We start from the raw sequence: 17349 nt of genomic DNA on the forward strand, positions 1-17349 counted from the left end.
GCTGCGGCTTGCCCGCGGGTTTCTCAGTCGGCCTCGCCCGCGGGCGGGGCGACGGGCTTGGCGGCGGCGTCGTCGGTGAGGGTTCCCAGGAGCATGCGCAGCCGCTGCTTGTGCTGGAACTCGTGCGCGCGGAACTGCTCAAGGGTGCTGGCCAGTTCCCACTGGGTCTCGAAGGCGTCAACGCTGAGCGCGTAGTACCGGCTGACCTTGCCGAACTCGATCTCGAAGGCCCCCATGCCCCGCTGCGTGCGGTCCTCGGGGTTGGCCGTCATGTACGGCTCGAAGAAGCCGACGTCGGAGGTGAGTAGCGTGGTGCCCGGGATGTCCATGGGGGTGAGTCGCAGCTCGATCCGGTCGCCGTACAGGGTACGCAGTCGCTCGTACTCCTTGATGACCTTGCGGAACGTGTGCTTGTAGTAGTCACTCGCCTCGATCAGCTCGATGACGTTCTCCGCGGTCGGCTTCTCCCAGGCCGCATCGCGTTTGATGAAGACGCCCAGATTGTTCCAGGGGCTGCTGACGATCACATGGAAGTGGACCCGGTTCTCGAGGGCTTGGACGATCACGGGCATGAAGCGCTGCGGCGACTCGAGGAAGTACGAGGCGCCCGCGTGGGCGATGAGCCGGACGAGGTGCTTCTCTCTGGCGATCGCCCGCGTTTTGGCCTGGTTGCGTTGCGCGTTGTTCCGCGGGGTGTACGTGGCGTCGATGCGCTCCACGAGCTCGACGACCGGCGTGGAGTCCCCCCGCATCCGGGCCAGATTGGAGAGCACGGCCCGTGTCTGGGGGTGGTCGTGGCCCAGTGTGGCCGAGGTCTGCTGTGCGACGGTCTCCAGGATCGACTCGGCCCTGGCGCGCCGCTCCCCGGAAGGGGCGGACAGGCCGGCAGCCTCGAACTCTGCGGCGGCGAGATTGGCCAGGGCCGTGAGGGTCTGCGGGTGGTCCGCTCCGAGACCGGCCGAGGTCCGCTGGGTCACGGTCTCCAGTACCTCGACCGCCCGCTCGGCACGGGCGGTCTCCCGGGCGGCACACGCTGCGTCGAACTCGGCGCGGGCCAGCGCGGCCATCGCCTCCAGGGAACGCCGGTGGTCGGGGCCGGCGACGTTCAGCAGGACCCGGGTCCACCGTTCCAGCTCCTTCACGGCCGCCTCCAGCCGCTCCCCCCGGTCGGGGCCCCGGACTGCCCGGGCGGCACCGACCATGACCGAAGCGATCAGCAGGCGGGTCTCCACCTGGGCGGCCTCCTCGGCCGAGCCCTGGAGATCGGCCGCGTCCCGGGCCTCGACGGCCCATCGGGCGGCCTGCCGGACGTCCCCCGTGCGCATGCTCACCGCTGCCAGGTTCGCCAGCGCCTTGACCTCCTGCGCGTCGGCCGGTTCGCCGGTGCGTGCGGTGTCCAGCGCGGCTCCCAGGCTGTCGCGCGCGTCGTCGAGCCGCCCGTAGGCGGCCTGCAGGACGGCCAGGGCGTTCCAGTCGGCGGAGCGCACGGCCTCGCCCTGCTCCTCCGCGTCCATCAACCGGTCGCGGGTCAGGTCGAGCAGCGACACCGCGGGTTCGTGCAGGGCGATCCGCCGGAGCAGGGCCGACAGATGGATGAGCCGGGACGCGAAGCCGGCGGTGGATCCGTCGTCTGTCTCCCCGTCCGCGGAGTCCCCGCTGTGGAGCTGAGTGACGTAGGCGAGCAGAGCTGCCTCGTGATCCTGACGGTGGCGGCCGTCGTCCTCGACCGCGCGCACTGCCACCGCCAGTGCCTCGTCGAGGTTCCTGATCACGGGAACGCCTTGGCGGCCGGGAACGGCCCCATGGCCGTCACGTACTGGAGATCCATGACGTCGGGTGCCGCGCCGGGATCATCGAGGTCGCTCCAGCGGGTCCGCTCCTCGATGGCGAAGGGGCCCTCGCCGGACCGGTCGCCGTCCGGGCGCAGGCGTTCCAGCAGACGGACGAGTTGGAGTTCCGGGAAGCGCTTCATGGCCTCGGCGATCGTTGTCGCGTACAGGACGTTGGTGCTGTGCTCGGGGGGCCGCGGTTCGAGGAGCTGCTGGATGCGCTCCATCATCTGGACGGTGAGGATGCCGAGTACGGCACGGGTCGGCGTGGGCCGGGTGACCGGACCTCCGGAGTAGCCGGAGAAGTCGCCGAGCAACTGGTGACAGCGGAGCTGGAGAACCCTGATCTCGGTGGTTGCGGCGGAGTCGAACGGGCGCGACGGGTGGTCCACGACGCCGTTCAGGTATGGATCGTTCTTCTCCGGCCGGTACGTACCCTCCCAATGGTCTCCCATCGCGGCTTTGTCGAAACAAACCCCAGGCAGCGGTGGAGTCCCGGGAAACTGCATCTCCAGCAGGGCGAGATCGGCGTCGGGCAGGCGCCGGTGCACCACGCCCGGCACTTCGCCGCCGAGTGCGGGCAGCAGGGTCAGACCGGGGACCGCACCGTTGTCCTCGTGCATGCCGTTGAGGCAGTGGGAGGCGGTGAGGACGAGACGCCGGGTCAGTCGCACCCCACCGCCGAGGCGGCGCCCCCGCTGGGAGATCGCGACCCAGTCCTCTTCCGGGTCCACCGGCTACTCCGTGCGTTCGACGGTCAGCCTGACCTCGAAGGACGCGGCAGCCGAGGCCTTGGAGACGATGATGCTGGTGTCGGCTGCGAGCGTGACGCCGAAGGTGACCTCCAGCGTGGTGACCTGCCACCCCGCACGCGGCCGCATGCTCTCCAGGGAGTCCTGGACGATCTCGGACGCCGCGCTGATCGCCGCCCGGACCTGGGGCGTGTGCTCCGCGAGCGGGACGGTGGGACGAGTCCTGCCGCTGATCTGCCGCGTGCCGGAATGATCGATTTCCACGGTCTCGACGCGCACTGCTGTCACATCCGCCACAGATCCCCCCATGAATGCATGGCCGACCGCGGCGTTCGGCAGCTGAACGTGCGGAACAGGAATTCTATCCGGGCAGGACCGGGTTGCGTGGTCTCGCGGCAGCGATTGGGCCGCGGCGCAACGATCCTCCCGGGATCCGGGCGGGAGTGCTACTCTCCGAATGGCACGGCTGTGCGCCCCTCGACGGCGCCGGTGCTTCTTCCGCTGGTCCAGCTGGACCGCACGATCGCGTGACCGCCCTTCGACGGCGTCCGCGTCCGCGTTCCCGCTCCCGTTCTTCCCGGGCCCTTCGGACCCTTCTGCTTCCGCGCCTGTCGCGGCGGTTCGTGCCGCCGCGTGCGCGATCCCTTCCACGTGAGGAATCCACATGACCACGTCCACCACCACACCCACCCCGGCGGCGGCGCCGTCCGACGGCGACCGGCAGACGCCCGTCGCCGGTGTCATCGACATCGAAGGAGGGCGGGGGTTCCTGCGCGTCGGCGGCTACGCGCCGGGGCCGCACGACGTTCCCGTGCCGTCCGAGCGGATCAGGCGGTACGGGCTGCGCAAGGGCGACGCCGTCGAGGGCGCCGCGGCCGGGAACGGGCGGGGCCGGGCGCTCGTCGCGGTCGACCGGGTCGGCGGGCTGCCGGCCGAGGTGGCGCGCGGGCGGCGGCACTTCGCGGACCTGACGCCGCTTCACCCGTCGGAGCGGCTGCGCCTGGAGTCGCCCAAGGGGGGCCTGTCGACGCGGGTGCTGGACCTGCTCGCGCCTGTCGGCAAGGGACAGCGCGGGCTGATCGTGGCGCCGCCGAAGACGGGCAAGACCATGCTGCTGCGCGCCGTCGCGGACGCGGTCGCCGACAACCACCCGGAGTGCCACCTGATGGTGGTGCTGCTCGACGAGCGGCCCGAGGAGGTCACCGAGATGCGGCGGTCGGTGCGGGGCGAGGTGATCGCCTCGACCTTCGACCGCACGCCCCGGCAGCACATCGCGGTGGCGGAGCTGGCGGTCGAGCGGGCCAAGCGGCTGGTCGAGACGGGCCGGGACGTCGTGGTGCTGCTGGACTCGCTGACCCGGCTGTGCCGGGCGCACAACAACGCCGCGTCGTCGGGCGGGCGGACCCTGAGCGGGGGCGTGGACGCCGCCGCGCTGACCGGTCCCAAGCGGCTGTTCGGGGCGGCGCGTTCGGCGGAGGAGGGGGGTTCGCTGACGATCCTGGCGACGGCACTGGTCGACACCGGCTCGCGGGCGGACGCCTACTTCTTCGAGGAGCTGAAGGGCACCGGCAACATGGAACTGCGCCTGGACCGCGCTCTGGCCGACCGGCGGGTCTTCCCCGCGGTCGACGTGCATCCGTCCGGCACGCGGCGCGAGGAACTGCTGCTGTCCCCGGCCGAGTTGGCCGCCTCCCACGGGCTGCGCCGGGCGCTGCAGGGCGGCACCGGCTCCTTCGAGACACTGCTCGCCCGGCTGCGCGCGACGCCCGACAACGCCGCCTTCCTGCGGCAGATCCGCGGCACGGTGCCGGCGGCCTGACGGCGTCGCATCATGGTGCCGTGACCGAACCCCGACGTGTGGACGCGCGGCGCGCCTCCGGGACGCGGACGGAGCCGCCGGGCCTCGTCTGGTACGCCTCGTACGGCTCCAACACGCACATGGCACGCCTGAACAGCTATCTTGCGGGCGGTTCCCCGCCCGGGGGCGGCCGGGAGTACCCGGGCTGCCGGGACGCGCGGCCGCCGCTGCGGTCGCTGCCGCTGGAACTGCCGGGGCGGCTCTACTTCGCGACGCAGTCGCCCGTGTGGTCGGGCGGCCGGGCCTTCTACGACGCGGACGCGCCGGACGGAGTGGTCCGGGCGCGGGCCCACCTGGTGACGGCCGGCCAGTTCGCGGACATCGCGGCGCAGGAGATGTACCGCGCGCCGGGCGGGGACCTGGACCTGGCGCGGGTGCTGGGCACCGGCCGGGCCCGCCTGGGCGACGGACGGTACGAGACGCTGCTGTACCCGGGGGACGTCGACGGGCTTCCGGTGCTCACGTTCACCGCGCCCTGGTCGCGCGGGGACGTCGCGCACGTCCGGCCGTCGGGGCCCTATCTGCGGCACATCGCCGAGGGGCTCTTCGAGTCCGGGGCGTGGGACCTGCACGGGATCGCGGCCTACCTCGCGGCGTGCACGGACGGCGACTGGACGGCGGCGGAGATCGAGGCGCTGCCGCGGCCGTGACGGGGGCGCGGCCGATGGATTCCGCGGGCGTGCGCGGTCCTACTGGTGAACGCCCGTCGCAGGAGGTCGCCCATGGTCCAGCCCGTGCCCCGCTCCGACGGCGGGTCCCCCGTGCTCGTGCTGCCCGCGAGGGTGACCCGGGAGGCGGTCCCCGTGCTGTGCGAGCGGCTGCGATGCCTGCTGGCGGAACACCGGGGCAACACCGCCACCGCGGCCGCCCCCGTCACGGTGGTCTGCGACGTGAGCGGCCCGGCCGGCGAGCCGGACGCCGTGCTGATCGACGCACTGGCCCGGTTGCAGCTCACCGCCCGCCGCCAGGGCGCCCGCGTCGTTCTGCGCGGGGCCGGGCGCCCGCTGCGGGAGTTGATCGCCCTGGTGGGGCTCGCCGGGACGCTGGACCGACACGGCCTAGGACCGGCCGGGCTCCAGATGCGCGGGCAGGCCGAAGAGCGGGAAGAGCCGCTGGGTGTCGAGGAAGGAGTTGAGCCCGGTGATGCGGCCCTGTGAGATCTCGAGGACCTGGAGGGCCCACGGCTCGTGCCCGCCGTCCGCGCTCGGCCGGTACTGCGCGAAGCCCGGCATGCCGTTGGCCGAGACGGGCAGCAGCCGCGATCCGCGGCAGCCGCGGCCGTGTCCGGCCATCCAGGCACGGATCTCCGCCGGGCCGAGCAGCCACAGCTCGTAGGGCGGCATGGACAGCGTGGCGTCCTCGTGCAGCAGCGAGGTGAGCGCGTCCAGGTCGTAGGACTCGAAGGCCGCCACGTAGCGGGCGAGCAGTGCGCGCTGCTCCTCGTCGAGGGGCGCGGCCGCGTCACCGGCGGCGGGTGCGGCCGCGGCGAGCGTGGCGCGGGCGCGCTGGAGGGCGCTGTTGACGGAGGCGACGGTGGTGTCGAGCAGTTCGGCGACCTCGGCGGCCTTCCAGGCCAGCACCTCCCGCAGGATGAGCACGGCCCGCTGCCGCGGGGCGAGGTGCTGGAGCGCGGCGACGAAGGCCAGCCGCACGGACTCGCGCCGGTCGGCGACCTCGGCCGGGTCGCCGGTCTCCGGCAGGACGCGCCCGTCGGGGGCGGGCGAGATCCAGGCGGTGTCCGGGAGCGCGCCGGGCAGCGGTCCCTCGGCGCTGCCGGGGGAGGCCAGGTCCATCGGCCGGGCCCGGCGCCCGGCGCCGCCCAGCGCGTCCAGGCACACGTTGGTGGCGATCCGGTACAGCCACGAACGCAGGCTGGAGCGGCCCTCGAAGCGGTCGTACGCGCGCCAGGCCCGGACCATGGTGTCCTGGACCGCGTCCTCCGCCTCGAAGAGGGAGCCGAGCATGCGGTAGCAGTAGCCGGTCAGCTCGGTGCGGTGGCGTTCCAGCTCGGACGCCACGTCGGGTGGTGCAGCAAGATCGCTCATGGGGCTTCTCCGCCTTCCGTCGGTCCGGGACCGCCCACGGAGTCCACTTCAGCACACCCCACTGACAGTGGTCCCGGGCTTGGCGGATCCGGCCCCGCCCCGCGCACCGTCCGCCCGTCGCGCGCCCCGCCCCGGCCTGCGGGATCAGCCCGCGGCGGCGCCGGGAAGCTCCTGCTCCGCCCACATGAGTTTGCCGTCGCCGGTGTAGCGGGTCCCCCAGCGCCGGGTGAACTGGGCGACCAGGAACAGTCCGCGGCCGGACTCGTCGGTGGTGCGCGCGTGGCGCAGCCGCGGCACGGTGTTGCTGCCGTCGTAGACCTCGCAGATCAGCACCGCGTGCCGGATGAGCCGCAGCCGGATCGGCCCGGACGCATGCCGGATGGCGTTGGTGACCAGTTCGCTGACCACCAGCTCGGTGACCGGCGCGACCTCCTCCAGCCCCCACGCGGAGAGCTGACGCACCGCCAGGCCTCGTGCGCAGCTGACCACTTCGGGGTCGCAGGGCAGGTCCCAGGTGGCGACCGCCCCGGGGCCGAGGGCCTGTGTCCGGGCGAGGAGCAGGGCCACGTCGTCCTCGGGCGGACCGGTGAGCAGCGAGCCGGTGATGGCCGCGCACAGGTCCTCCAGCGGCAGTCCGGGCCGGTCGAGGGCGTGGGCGAGCTTGTCCAGGCCGATGTCGGGGTCCTCGCCGAAGGCCTTCAGCAGCCCGTTGGTGTAGAGGGCGAGGACGGTGCCCTCCGGCAGATCGAACTCCGCCGACTCGAAGGGCATCGCGCCCAGGCCGAGCGGCGGTCCCGGGGGCAGTTCGGGGAAGGTGACGGTGCCGTCGGGCGTCAGCATTGCCGGCGGCGGGTGGCCGGCGCGCGCGGCCGTCAGGCGGGCGGTCACCGGGTCGTAGACGGCGTACAGGCAGGTCGCGCCGAGCACGGCGGTGGCCACCGCGCCGTCGGCGGCGTCCTCCTCGGTGAGCCGGATGACCAGGTCGTCGAGGTGGGCCAGGAGTTCCTCGGGCGGCAGGTCCATGTCGGCGAGGGTGTGCACGGCCGTGCGCAGCCGCCCCATGGTCGCGGCCGCGGTGAGGCCGTGCCCGACCACGTCGCCCACGACGAGGGCCACCCGCGCCCCGGACAGCGGGATGACGTCGAACCAGTCGCCCCCGACCCCGTCCTGGACGTCGGTCGGCAGGTAGCGGGAGGCGACCTCCATGGCGATGCCGCCGGTCAGCGCGTGCGGCAGCAGGCTGCGCTGGAGGGCGAGGGCGGCCTCGTGCTCGCGGGTCCAGCGGCGGGCGTTGTCCACGCACACCGCGGCCCGCGACGCCAGTTCCTCGGCCAGCAGCACGTCGTCGCGTTCGTAGGGATCGGGCCGCCCGCCGCGGACGAAGGTGACCACGCCCAGCACATTGCCGCGGGCGCGCAGCGGCACCCACATCGCCGTGCTCATGCCGTACTCGCGGATCTTTGCATCCCTGGCGGGGTCCCCGGACAGCCAGGTCGCCTCGTCCACGTCGAAGTCGGAGCGCAGGAAGGAGCGGGCCTCGGCCATGCAGCACACGTACGGGGAGTCCTCGGTGGCCCGGATGGGCTCGCCGACCCGGGCCACCGCCTCCGGGACGCCCTTGCGCACCGAGCTCAGCCCGGCGCGGCGCAGTGCGGTGGCCCGCAGGGAGCGGCCGCGCGGCGGCTCGTCGCCGCGCAGCACCCCCTCCAGCAGGTCGACGGTGACGAAGTCGGCGAGCCGGGGGACCGCCACATCCGCCAGTTCCTGCGCGGTCTGGCGGATGTCGAGGGTCGTGCCGACGCAGGCGCCGGCCACATTGAGCAGGGCGAGGCGTTCGCGCGCCTTGGAGCGGTCGGTGACGTCCATGGCCATGTAGCAGACGCCCATCACGCGGCCGTCGCCGTCGTCCAGGCGGAAGAACGAGGTCGAGTACACGTGCTCCTGGTGCGGCGCGGCCAGGGTCCAGCCCCGGTACTCGTAGTCGACCACCGGCCGGCCGGTGGCCAGCACCTTGCGCATGACCTTCTCGATGGGGTCGGTGTCGATGCCGGGCAGGGAGTCCCCCATCCGGCCGCCGATGCGCTCCTCGCCGGGGACGCCGCTGAAGCGCTCCAGGGTCTCGTTCATCCACACGTAGCGCAGTTCCGGGGTGAGGACGGCCATGCCGATCGGCGAGCGGGTCAGGAAGGCCTCCAGCACGGTGCCGCTGACCGCCCACGACGGGCTGTGGGCCAGGTCGATGCCGGACAGCAGCCAGCGGTCGCCTCCCCCCGTGCCGGACAGTGCCGACATCCGTACGCCCAGTTCCAGCCGGTGTCCGTCGCGGTGCCGGGCGGCCACCAGACCGCCCCAGGCGTCGCGGATCCGGCACTGGTCCGCGATGTCGCGCGCGCTTGCCGCATGGTGGGGGGAGGCCAGCAGCGTCTCTGCCGGGCGGCCCACCACCTCCGCGGCCGTCCAGCCCAGCAGGTTCTCCGCCGCGGGCGTCCAGGCGACCACGGTGCCGTCGGCGTCGACCACCATCGACGCGGCGAAGCCCATGTCGAACGGCGCCATCGAGGGGTCCGGCGCACCTTCCTTGGGGGTGACCATCGAGGTGCCCCATTTCTGCGGGAACGTGACTTTCATGCTAGGTCTTCGCGGCGGGCGGGGCCTGCCGGGACCCCGGAGGGCGCCGGCCGGGCCGCCTCGGGGCGGCGGGTCCGCGGCGTGCGGTGGCAGGCGTACGGCGGAGTGGTCGCGGAAGGGGGTCCGGGCGGGCGGAGTGGCGTAGGCCGGGTGGTCGCCGTGCCCATGGCTCACCTGGGCGAGGTAAGGATCACGCGTGGTGTTGACGGTCGCCCCCGGCCCTCCGGGGACGCGCATCCCACTGTTTTCGGCCGGGCGCAAGTCCCCGTCACTCGTACGGATGAAGCACGTGGTCGCCCGCGCGGCGCGCCCGGTCGCGGCGCGGGGGTGTGGCAGGAGCGGCGTCCACGGGGCCCGGACGCCCGGACCCGGCCGGGCCGGCGGCGGGGGCGGCGCCCGGCCGGCCACGTGCAGGGGGTCCTCCCCGGCGGCGGGCGCGACGGTCCGGGCGGCCGTCGGACGGCGGTCCGCCCGCGTGCCCGGCGGTCGCGGCCGAGGGCGCCTGACGTGGGAAAGCGCTTGTCGCGCGGTGCGCGATCGCGCCCCGCCGGGACGTCCGCCCGCCCGCGCCGGACCCCTCCGGGACCCCGCCCCGCCGCCCCGGCGGAACGTCCGCCTCCGCGGCTCGCCGGGACCGGCGCGGGCGGTGACCGGTCGTGGCGTGATCATCGCGGGGGGTTTGCGCGACGGCGCCCGAGCCGGTATCGATACGTCAAACAGCATGTGCCATAGGCAATATGACGGGGCATCGGCCACGATCGGAAGTTGGCTATGCTACGTGCGGCTCAGCGTGTTGTAGCAATTACAGCTGGTCACGACACTTGTGGTGATGTGTCCGGCATGTGTGCGACGCCGACGCCGAATCCGTGTTCGTGCTCCTGTTGTCGTCCCTGTCCCGCGTTCACCTGAGGATGCCGATGGTTCGTGCTGGATCGTCCCCCGGAGACCGCCGGCCTGCCGCCACGTCCGCGTGGTTATTGCCGGCCGTCATAGTCGCGGCGGTCACGGCCGTCGCCGTTTGGACCGTCCCGGCGGGAGCGAGGGAGGCGGTCTTCTGGTGCGGTGTGACCGCCACCGTGGCCGTCGCCGTGCTGGCGGTCGAAGTCGCCCGCCGCGGAGCCCTCAACGAGGACTTGCGCGAGCAAGCCGCCCGTCAAGCCGCCGAGTTGCAGTACCGGCTGTCCCAGCAGGAGGCCGAGACCCTGCGGCTCGCCCGTGAACAGGTGCCCGCGGCGATGGCCCGCCTGCAGCGCGGCGAGTTCATGGAGGACGTGCTGGCGGCCGTCGAGACCCGGCCCGAGGGCCTCACCCCCGAATTCCTGGGCGCGCACCAGGCGCTGATCCGCGCCACGCTCGGCGCGGTCTCCGCGGAGGAGGACATCCGCGAGTCCTCGCAGCGCGCGTTCGTCAACATCGCCCGCCGTGTGCAGGCCATCGTCCACCAGCAGGCCAGCGACCTGCGCAACATGGAGGACCGGCACGGGCAGAGCCCCGAGGTCTTCGGCGACCTGCTCAAGCTCGACCACGGCACCGCGCTCATCGGCCGCCTCGCGGACAGCATCGCCGTCCTCGGCGGCGCCCGGCCCGGCCGCCAGTGGAGCAAGTCCGTACCGCTGTTCAGCGTGCTGCGCGGCGCCATGTCGCGCATCATCGACTACCAGCGGATCGAACTGCACTCGGTCTCCGAGGTGGCGATCATCGGGCCCGCCGTCGAGCCGCTGATCCACGCGGCCGCGGAACTGCTCGACAACGCCACCCGCTACTCCCCGCCCCAGACCCGCGTGCACGTCACCGCGGTCGAGGTGCAGTCCGGCATCGCGATCGAGATCGAGGACGGCGGCGTCAGCCTCAGCGAGGAGGCCCGGCTGCGCGCCGAGCAGATGCTCGCCGAGGCCCAGGCGGGCATCGACCTCAACGGCCTGGGGGAGACCCCGCGGCTCGGCCTCGCGGTCGTCGGCCGCCTGTCGAAGGCCTACGGCTTCCAGGTCTCCCTGCGCTCCTCGGCGTACGGCGGTGTCCGCGCGGTGCTGGTCGTGCCGCAGGAACTGATCACGACGATGACCAACGCGACGGGCCTGGCCCACGGCATCGGCGCCGCGTCCGGTCCCCGTCCGGTGCCCGCACCCCGTTCCGGGAGCGACGCGGACGGCGACGGGGCGGAGTCCCGGCCGGCCACCGGCCCCCGCCGGTCGGAGGCGCTGGCGGCCGGGACGGTGTCGCCCGAGATGGCGGACGAGATCCCCGTGGTGCACGAACGCACCGCGAACGGACTGCCGCAGCGCCGTCGGCGTGCGACGCCCCCGACTCCGGTCGCCCGTACGGGGTCCGCGTCCCCTGCCGGTTCCGTCACCGCTTCCCATGCCAAGCCGTCGGCCGACGAGCCGGTGCAGCCGGGCATGTGGCTGGCCGCTTTCCAGAGCGGCGTGTCCGGTGAGACGCCGCCTGCCGCTCCCGTCAAGAGTGACGAGTCGTTAGATAAGGGTGAGTAGCCGTGATTCAGCAGCGGGCCAACATGGACTGGATGCTCAAGGACCTGGCGACCAGCGTTCCGCAGACCCGCCACGTGGTGGTTCTCTCGGCGGACGGCTTGCGCATGGCCCAGTGGGGGGCGGACACGGACACGGCGGACCGGCTGGCCGCCGCCTGTGCCGGGCTGCAGAGCCTGGCGGCGGCCGTCGCCACCGAGTTCCCGCACGGTGACGGGCGCATGCGGCTGGTCGTCATCGAGATGTCGGGCGGGTTCTTCTACCTCATGGCCGCCGGTGCGGGCGCCTACCTCGCGGTGCTGGCGGACGAGGGCGTCGACGCCGGGCTGATGGGGCAGCGCATGCGCGACCTCGTCGCCCGTATCGGCGAGCACCTCAGCAGCCCTCCCCGCAATGACGGGCAGGCAGGATGAGCGAAGCGGACCAGGGATGGGAGGAAGGGAGCCCCGAACGGCTCTACGTGATCACCCGGGGCCGCAGTGGGACGTCCGGTGGCTCCGTCCTCGACCTGGTCACGCTTGTCCGGTCACGGACCGGACCACCGCCGGGGATGCCCCCCGAGCAGGCGGCGATCGTGCGGTTGTGCAGCTCGCCGCTCTCGGTCGCGGAGATCTCCGCGTACCTGGGCCTGCCGGTGAGCGTGGTCACGGTGCTCCTGCTCGACCTCCTGGCCGAGAAGCGGGTCGAGGCGCGGTCGCCCGTTCCCCCCGCGCAACTTCCCGATGTCGCTCTTATCGAGGCGGTGATACATGGACTTGAGAAGCTCTGACCCGCTGGCGGTCCCCGGACCGCGCAGCGAGGACGTACTGCCGGAATCCGCCACCGCCGCGGTCAAGATAGTGATCGTCGGGGGCTTCGGGGTCGGCAAGACGACCCTGGTCGGCTCGGTCAGCGAGATCCGTCCGCTGACCACCGAGGAGACCATGACCCAGGCAGGTGTCGGCGTGGACGACATCGCCGGGGTCGAACGCAAGACGGCGACCACCGTCGCGATGGACTTCGGCCGGATCAGCATCAACCAGGAACTGGTGCTCTACCTCTTCGGCACACCGGGCCAGCAGCGCTTCTGGTTCCTGTGGAACGGACTGTTCGAGGGGGCCCTGGGCGCTGTGGTGCTCGTGGACACCCGCCGGCTGGAGGTCAGTTTCGATGTGATCGGCCGGCTGGAGGAGCGCGGGGTGCCCTTCGTCGTCGCGATCAACACCTTCCCCGAGGCGCCCAGCCACCCGGTCGAGGACCTGCGGTCCGCGCTCGACCTCCCCCCGCACGTGCCGATCGTCGACTGCGACGCCCGCAAGCGGGAGTCCAGCCGCGATGTGCTGATGACCTTGATGCGATATCTGCACTCCCTTGCCGCTACCACGGAGGCATCGTGACCACTCCACCCCCCGAATGCCCGGCCCACGCCGCGCACGGCGTCGGCGGCGCGCGGCGGCTGTACGGCGCCGAGGCCGAGGCCGACCCGATGGGCGTGTACGAGAAGCTGCGCGCCGAGCACGGGGCGATCGCCCCGGTCCTGGTCCATGGGGACCTGCCCGCCTGGCTGGTGCTCGGCTACCGGGAGAACCTGGAGGTGCTGCGCACCCCCTCGCGCTTCTCCTCCGACTCCCGGCGCTGGCACGCCGTCCAGGAGGGCAAGGTCCCGCCGGAGCACCCGATCGCCCCGACGATCATGTGGCAGCCGCTGGTCAACTTCAACGACGGCGACGCCCAGAAGCGGTTGCGCGGTGCGGTCAGCCGGGGCCTGGGCCGGTTCAACCGGCACGGCATCCGGCGCCATGTCACGCGGGTGACGCACCTGCTGGCGGACGAGTTCAGCGCGACGGGCAAGGCGGACCTGGTCGGCCAGTTCGCCGAACTCCTGCCGGTCCTCGTGCTCACGAACCTGCTGGGCCTGCCGGAACAGGACGGCCCGCGACTGGCCGAGGCGTGCCGTGACCTGATGAAGGGCACCGAGACCTCGCTCGCCAGTTACGGCTACATCCTGGAGGCGCTGACCAGGCTCGTGGCGGAGAAGCACGAGAGGCCCGGCTACGACCTGGCCTCCTGGCTGATCGAGGACGAGGCGGAGTTCAGCGACGACGAGGTGGTGCAGCACCTGCGGCTGGTGCTCGTCGCGGCCAACGAGACCACGGCCAATCTGATCGCCGACATGATCAAGCTGGTGCTCACCGACCCCCGTTTCCGCGGCAACCTCTCCGGCGGGCACATGACGCTGCCGGACGGCCTGGAGCAGGTGCTCTGGGACCAGCCTCCGCTGTGGGTGATGCCGGGCCGGTACGCCACGGGCCCCATGGAGCTGGGCGGCCAGCACATCGAGGAGGGGGACATGCTCCTTCTCGGGCTCGCGGCCGGCAACACCGATCCCGCGATCCGCCCGGACCTCGCCGCCTCCATGCACGGCAACCGTTCCCACCTGGCCTTCGGCGGCGGTCCGCACGAGTGCCCGGGGCAGGACATCGGCCGTGCCATCGCCGAGACGGGCATCGACGTCCTGCTGGGCCGGCTGCCGGACCTGAACCTGGCGGTCGAGGAGGACGCGCTGGTGCGCGTTCCGTCCTGGACGTCCCGCCATCTGCAGGAGCTCCCCGTGGAGTTCACTCCGCGCCGGCCGCAGCGCGAGGAGGAGAAGGCGGCCGTTCCCAGGCCGGCGGCGCAGCAGGACGTCGTGCCCCAGCCGCTGCCGCAGCCCGCTCCGGTCGCGGCACCACAGCAGACGCTTCCGCCGCAGCCGGCTTTTCCGCCCCAGGCGCCCCGGCGGACGTGGTGGCAGATCCTCACGGACTGGCTGAGGCGTTAGGCAGGCGTCTCATTCTGTGACCCGCGCACGGCGGGCGCACGGGCGAATGCGCCTGTGCGCCCGCCGTGCGCTTGTTCGCTCCCGGCACCTCCATGTCCCCTGGTCGTGGCGGGGTCATGCGCCCGGCGCACACGAGGCGCACGGCCGGCGCAAGCGGGGGGTGCGCCAACTGCCGTTCGCATGGCGAGATTTCGCGGCTTGACGCCATGGCGATATGCCGGGGTAATGGTCGCTGAAACTGATCCACTCGCGTTCCGTGCGGCAGTGTGCCGCGCGGATCTTCGTGGTGGTCAGTGCGCGGACAACTGAGAGGTGATCGTCAGTGGGGCCTGACCTGGTAGTTCCACCGATCTACTCTCCCCTCGGACCGGCAATCCACCCACGCCACGCGGCCATCGACGCACGGGCGGCGGCCTGGGCCGAGCAGTTCCGGATCGGCTCCGACGAGTTGCGCGGCCGGCTCGTGAAACACGACATCGGCACCTTCGCCGCGCGCATCCTTCCCGAGGGCAGGGAGGAAGTCGTCGCCATCGCGGCGGACTTCATCATCTGGCTCTTCGGCGTCGACGACGGCTACTGCGAGGAGGGGGAGCTCGGCACCCGCCCGGGCGAGCTCATGGGAGCGCTCTCCCGGCTGCTCCGCATCGCCCAGAACCCCGAAGTCCCCATGCTGGCCGACGACCCGCTGGCCCAGGGCCTGCGCGACCTCCGCTACCGGATGGACCTGTACGGCACACCGGGACAGGTCGCCCGCTGGATCGACGCCCTGCGCGAGTACTTCTCCTCGGTCGTCTGGGAGGCGTCCTTCCGGAGCGACGGCACCGTTCCCGAGCTCAACGACTACACCCTGATGCGGATCTACGACGGCGCCACGTCCGTGATGATGCCGCTGCTGGAGATGGGGCAGGGCTACGAACTCCAGCCCCATGAGCGCGACCTCACGGCCGTACGCGCGGCGGCCGAGATGGCGTACTTCATCATCTGCTGGGACAACGACATTTTCTCCCACCACAAGGAGGCGCGGGCGGGCGGCTTCTACCTCAACGCCGTCCGCGTGCTGGAAGTGGAGCATGACATCCCGCGGCACCAGGCGCTGAAGGCGGCCATCGCCCAGCGGGACCGCGTGATGAACCTCTTCCTCCGCACCGCGGAATACCTGCAGACCTACGGCAGCCCGCAACTGCGCCAGTTCCTCGACAGCCTCGGCCACTTCATCCGCGGGGCCCAGGACTGGGGTGTCAGCTCGATTCGTTACACCACACCCGACGATCCGGCGAACCTCCCCTCGACCTTCCGCGACACACCGAGCGACGACAGCCCGGAGGCGCTGGACATCCCCGCGATCGCCTGGTGGTGGGACGTGCTTCCGGAGCAGGACGAGTCCCGTCCGTCACAGGGGATCGCACCGACATCGCTCGACTCTTTCCTACACCCGACCGCACAGCGCACGGCATAGATTCCACGAAAGAAGAGGAGTTTTCGGGGTGAATGCTGAATTGCGCTCCGTCCCGCGCGCCCCTGGGCGGCTACCCCTGCTCGGCCATGTGTGGCCGCTGGCGCGCGACACGCTCGGCTTTGTGAAGTCGCTCCGCGACACCGGTGACCTGGTGCGCGTCGACGTCGGCACCATGTCGGTGTACTTCGTCAACAGCCCCGGGCTGGTCAACGAACTCCTGGTCACCAAGGGGCGCAGCTTCGAGAAGGGCCGGTTCTTCGACCGCCTGAAGATCCTGGTGGGCGACGGCCTCGTCACCGCAGGGAGCGAGACGCACCGCAGGCACCGCAAGCTGATGCAGCCGATGTTCCACCGGTCCCGGATCGCCGGCTACGCCGAGGTCATGAACGCCCAGGCGCTGGCACTCGCGGAGTCGTGGCGGCCGGGCGAGACCGTCGCGGTCGAGCGGGAGATGGCCGCGCTCGTGGCCAACACCCTTGCGGGGACCATGTTCTCCACCGACATCGGCAAGCCCGCCGTCGACGCGATCCGCCAGTACCTGCCGGTCATCGTCAACACCCTGCTGCTGCGTACCGCTTCGCCCAAGTTCCTGGACCGGGTGCCGATCCCCGCCAACCGGCGGTTCGACGCGGCGGCGGGCGAGCTGCTGCGGGTCATCGACGACGTCGTGGCCGCAGCACGCACGGCCGACGACACCGACCGGCCCGACCTGCTGTCGACGCTGCTCGCCGCGCGGGACGCGGACACCGGGGAGTCGCTCACGGACGTGGAGGTCCGGGACGAGCTCAGCACCATCCTCTTCGCCGGTGCGGAGAACACCGCGACCACGCTGACCTGGGCCTTCCACGAGATCGCGCACCACCCCGAGGTGGAGGAGCGCCTCCTGGAGGAGATCGCCCGCGTCTCCGGCGGCGCCCCCGTGACCATGGACGACATCCCCAAGTACGAGTACCTGACCCGGGTGATCAACGAGGTCGTCCGGCTGCACGGCGTCACCCTGCTCATGCGCCGCTCCGTGGAACCGGTGGAGCTCGGCGGGGTGATGCTGCCCGCCGGCACGGAGATCGCCTTCAGCCTCTACGCGCTGCACCGCGACCCGCGTTCGTTCCCTGACCCGGAGCGCTTCGACCCGGACCGATGGCTGCCCGAGCGCAGCGCGGACCGGCCGCGAGGCGCGTTCGTCCCGTTCGGCAGCGGCACCCGCAAGTGCATCGGCGACTCCTTCGCCTGGATGCAGATGGTCGTCTCGCTGGCCACGCTCCTGTCCCACCGGCGGCTGCGCCCCACTGCCCACTTCGCCCGCGAGGTGGCCGCCGCCGTGCCCCACCCCGACCGCCTCCCCATGCTCGTCGAGGCCCGCTGAACCCGCCGCGACCCGGCCCCCGCCGGGTCGCGGCCATTAAAGGGTGTTGCACAAGCCTGCGCGCGGGCAGGTCAGAGTGGGCGCCGGGCTCGTCTTCTCATGACACGAGGGCGAGGTTGTGCATGTGGGCGA

General features: G+C 72.3%; 15 protein-coding genes. 10 read left to right on the top strand and 5 right to left on the bottom strand.

What is annotated here, in order from left to right:
• Nucleotides 1–23: 23 nt before the first annotated feature.
• The 3 genes from ACIP9H_RS30820 to ACIP9H_RS30830 are packed head-to-tail and all read right to left on the bottom strand — an operon-like array spanning nt 24 to nt 2869.
• Entirely contained in the window at nt 24–1772 is a 1749-nt protein-coding gene (locus ACIP9H_RS30820) for a hypothetical protein (protein ID WP_401962042.1), read from the bottom strand.
• A complete protein-coding gene (locus tag ACIP9H_RS30825) occupies nt 1769–2563 on the bottom strand; it encodes a serine protease (RefSeq protein ID WP_401592059.1) in 795 nt (264 codons plus the stop codon). Before ACIP9H_RS30825 ends, ACIP9H_RS30820 begins: the two co-directional genes overlap by 4 nt.
• Before the next feature lie 3 nt (nt 2564–2566).
• Nucleotides 2567–2869, bottom strand: coding sequence for a CU044_2847 family protein (locus tag ACIP9H_RS30830; RefSeq protein ID WP_401592061.1), 303 nt, complete (start codon nt 2867–2869; stop codon nt 2567–2569).
• Between the two features lie 376 nt (nt 2870–3245).
• Here ACIP9H_RS30830 and rho point away from each other — a divergent pair, with 376 nt between their 5' ends.
• The 3 genes from rho (at nt 3246) to ACIP9H_RS30845 (ending at nt 5596) form a co-directional block, all read left to right on the top strand.
• Nucleotides 3246–4400: a transcription termination factor Rho gene (gene rho / locus ACIP9H_RS30835; RefSeq protein WP_401592063.1), complete on the top strand. Its 1155-nt coding sequence runs from the start codon at nt 3246–3248 to the stop codon at nt 4398–4400.
• Nucleotides 4401–4420: 20 nt separating this feature from the next.
• Nucleotides 4421–5089 (top strand): histone deacetylase, encoded by a 669-nt coding sequence (locus tag ACIP9H_RS30840; RefSeq protein ID WP_401962046.1) that lies wholly within the window; start codon nt 4421–4423, stop codon nt 5087–5089.
• Between the two features lie 72 nt (nt 5090–5161).
• Nucleotides 5162–5596 (top strand): STAS domain-containing protein, encoded by a 435-nt coding sequence (locus ACIP9H_RS30845; protein WP_401962049.1) that lies wholly within the window; start codon nt 5162–5164, stop codon nt 5594–5596.
• Here ACIP9H_RS30845 and ACIP9H_RS30850 read toward each other — a convergent pair.
• Nucleotides 5498–6484 carry a sigma-70 family RNA polymerase sigma factor gene (locus ACIP9H_RS30850; RefSeq protein ID WP_401962052.1) on the bottom strand — a complete coding sequence of 329 codons (987 nt, stop codon included), beginning with the start codon at nt 6482–6484 and terminating at the stop codon, nt 5498–5500. The genes ACIP9H_RS30845 and ACIP9H_RS30850 overlap by 99 nt on opposite strands.
• Nucleotides 6485–6628: 144 nt before the next feature.
• Nucleotides 6629–9076, bottom strand: coding sequence for a SpoIIE family protein phosphatase (locus ACIP9H_RS30855; protein ID WP_401592101.1), 2448 nt, complete (start codon nt 9074–9076; stop codon nt 6629–6631).
• 953 nt (nt 9077–10029) lie between these two features.
• Between ACIP9H_RS30855 and ACIP9H_RS30860 the strand changes: the two genes are divergently transcribed.
• The 7 genes from ACIP9H_RS30860 (at nt 10030) to ACIP9H_RS30890 (ending at nt 17217) form a co-directional block, all read left to right on the top strand.
• Entirely contained in the window at nt 10030–11601 is a 1572-nt protein-coding gene (locus ACIP9H_RS30860) for a sensor histidine kinase (protein WP_401592103.1), read from the top strand.
• Nucleotides 11602–11624: 23 nt separating this feature from the next.
• Complete coding sequence (locus tag ACIP9H_RS30865) at nt 11625–12011, top strand: roadblock/LC7 domain-containing protein (RefSeq protein ID WP_360901624.1); 387 nt, start codon at nt 11625–11627, stop codon at nt 12009–12011.
• Entirely contained in the window at nt 12008–12367 is a 360-nt protein-coding gene (locus tag ACIP9H_RS30870; protein WP_360900759.1) for a DUF742 domain-containing protein, read from the top strand. The genes ACIP9H_RS30865 and ACIP9H_RS30870 overlap by 4 nt, the downstream gene beginning before the upstream one ends.
• Nucleotides 12348–12974 (top strand): GTP-binding protein, encoded by a 627-nt coding sequence (locus ACIP9H_RS30875; RefSeq protein WP_401592071.1) that lies wholly within the window; start codon nt 12348–12350, stop codon nt 12972–12974. The genes ACIP9H_RS30870 and ACIP9H_RS30875 overlap by 20 nt, the downstream gene beginning before the upstream one ends.
• Nucleotides 12971–14398 carry a cytochrome P450 gene (locus ACIP9H_RS30880; RefSeq protein ID WP_401592073.1) on the top strand — a complete coding sequence of 476 codons (1428 nt, stop codon included), beginning with the start codon at nt 12971–12973 and terminating at the stop codon, nt 14396–14398. The genes ACIP9H_RS30875 and ACIP9H_RS30880 overlap by 4 nt, the downstream gene beginning before the upstream one ends.
• Before the next feature lie 322 nt (nt 14399–14720).
• A complete protein-coding gene (locus ACIP9H_RS30885; RefSeq protein ID WP_401592075.1) occupies nt 14721–15854 on the top strand; it encodes a selina-4(15),7(11)-diene synthase in 1134 nt (377 codons plus the stop codon).
• 28 nt (nt 15855–15882) lie between these two features.
• Nucleotides 15883–17217 (top strand): cytochrome P450, encoded by a 1335-nt coding sequence (locus tag ACIP9H_RS30890; protein WP_401592077.1) that lies wholly within the window; start codon nt 15883–15885, stop codon nt 17215–17217.
• Nucleotides 17218–17349: the final 132 nt, after the last annotated feature.

Source organism: Streptomyces sp. NPDC088732 (assembly GCF_044751205.1).
Classification (GTDB): Bacteria; Actinomycetota; Actinomycetes; order Streptomycetales; family Streptomycetaceae; genus Actinacidiphila.

What these genes read in the sequence shown, in the direction of transcription:
- rho (WP_401592063.1), top strand. Translation starts at nt 3,246, where the DNA reads ATGACCACGTCCACCACCACACCCACCCCGGCGGCGGCGCCGTCCGAC.
- ACIP9H_RS30845 (WP_401962049.1), top strand. Translation starts at nt 5,162, where the DNA reads ATGGTCCAGCCCGTGCCCCGCTCCGACGGCGGGTCCCCCGTGCTCGTG.
- ACIP9H_RS30850 (WP_401962052.1), bottom strand. Translation starts at nt 6,484, where the DNA reads ATGAGCGATCTTGCTGCACCACCCGACGTGGCGTCCGAGCTGGAACGC.
- ACIP9H_RS30855 (WP_401592101.1), bottom strand. Translation starts at nt 9,076, where the DNA reads ATGGTCACCCCCAAGGAAGGTGCGCCGGACCCCTCGATGGCGCCGTTC.
- ACIP9H_RS30860 (WP_401592103.1), top strand. Translation starts at nt 10,030, where the DNA reads ATGGTTCGTGCTGGATCGTCCCCCGGAGACCGCCGGCCTGCCGCCACG.
- ACIP9H_RS30865 (WP_360901624.1), top strand. Translation starts at nt 11,625, where the DNA reads ATGGACTGGATGCTCAAGGACCTGGCGACCAGCGTTCCGCAGACCCGC.
- ACIP9H_RS30870 (WP_360900759.1), top strand. Translation starts at nt 12,008, where the DNA reads ATGAGCGAAGCGGACCAGGGATGGGAGGAAGGGAGCCCCGAACGGCTC.
- ACIP9H_RS30875 (WP_401592071.1), top strand. Translation starts at nt 12,348, where the DNA reads ATGGACTTGAGAAGCTCTGACCCGCTGGCGGTCCCCGGACCGCGCAGC.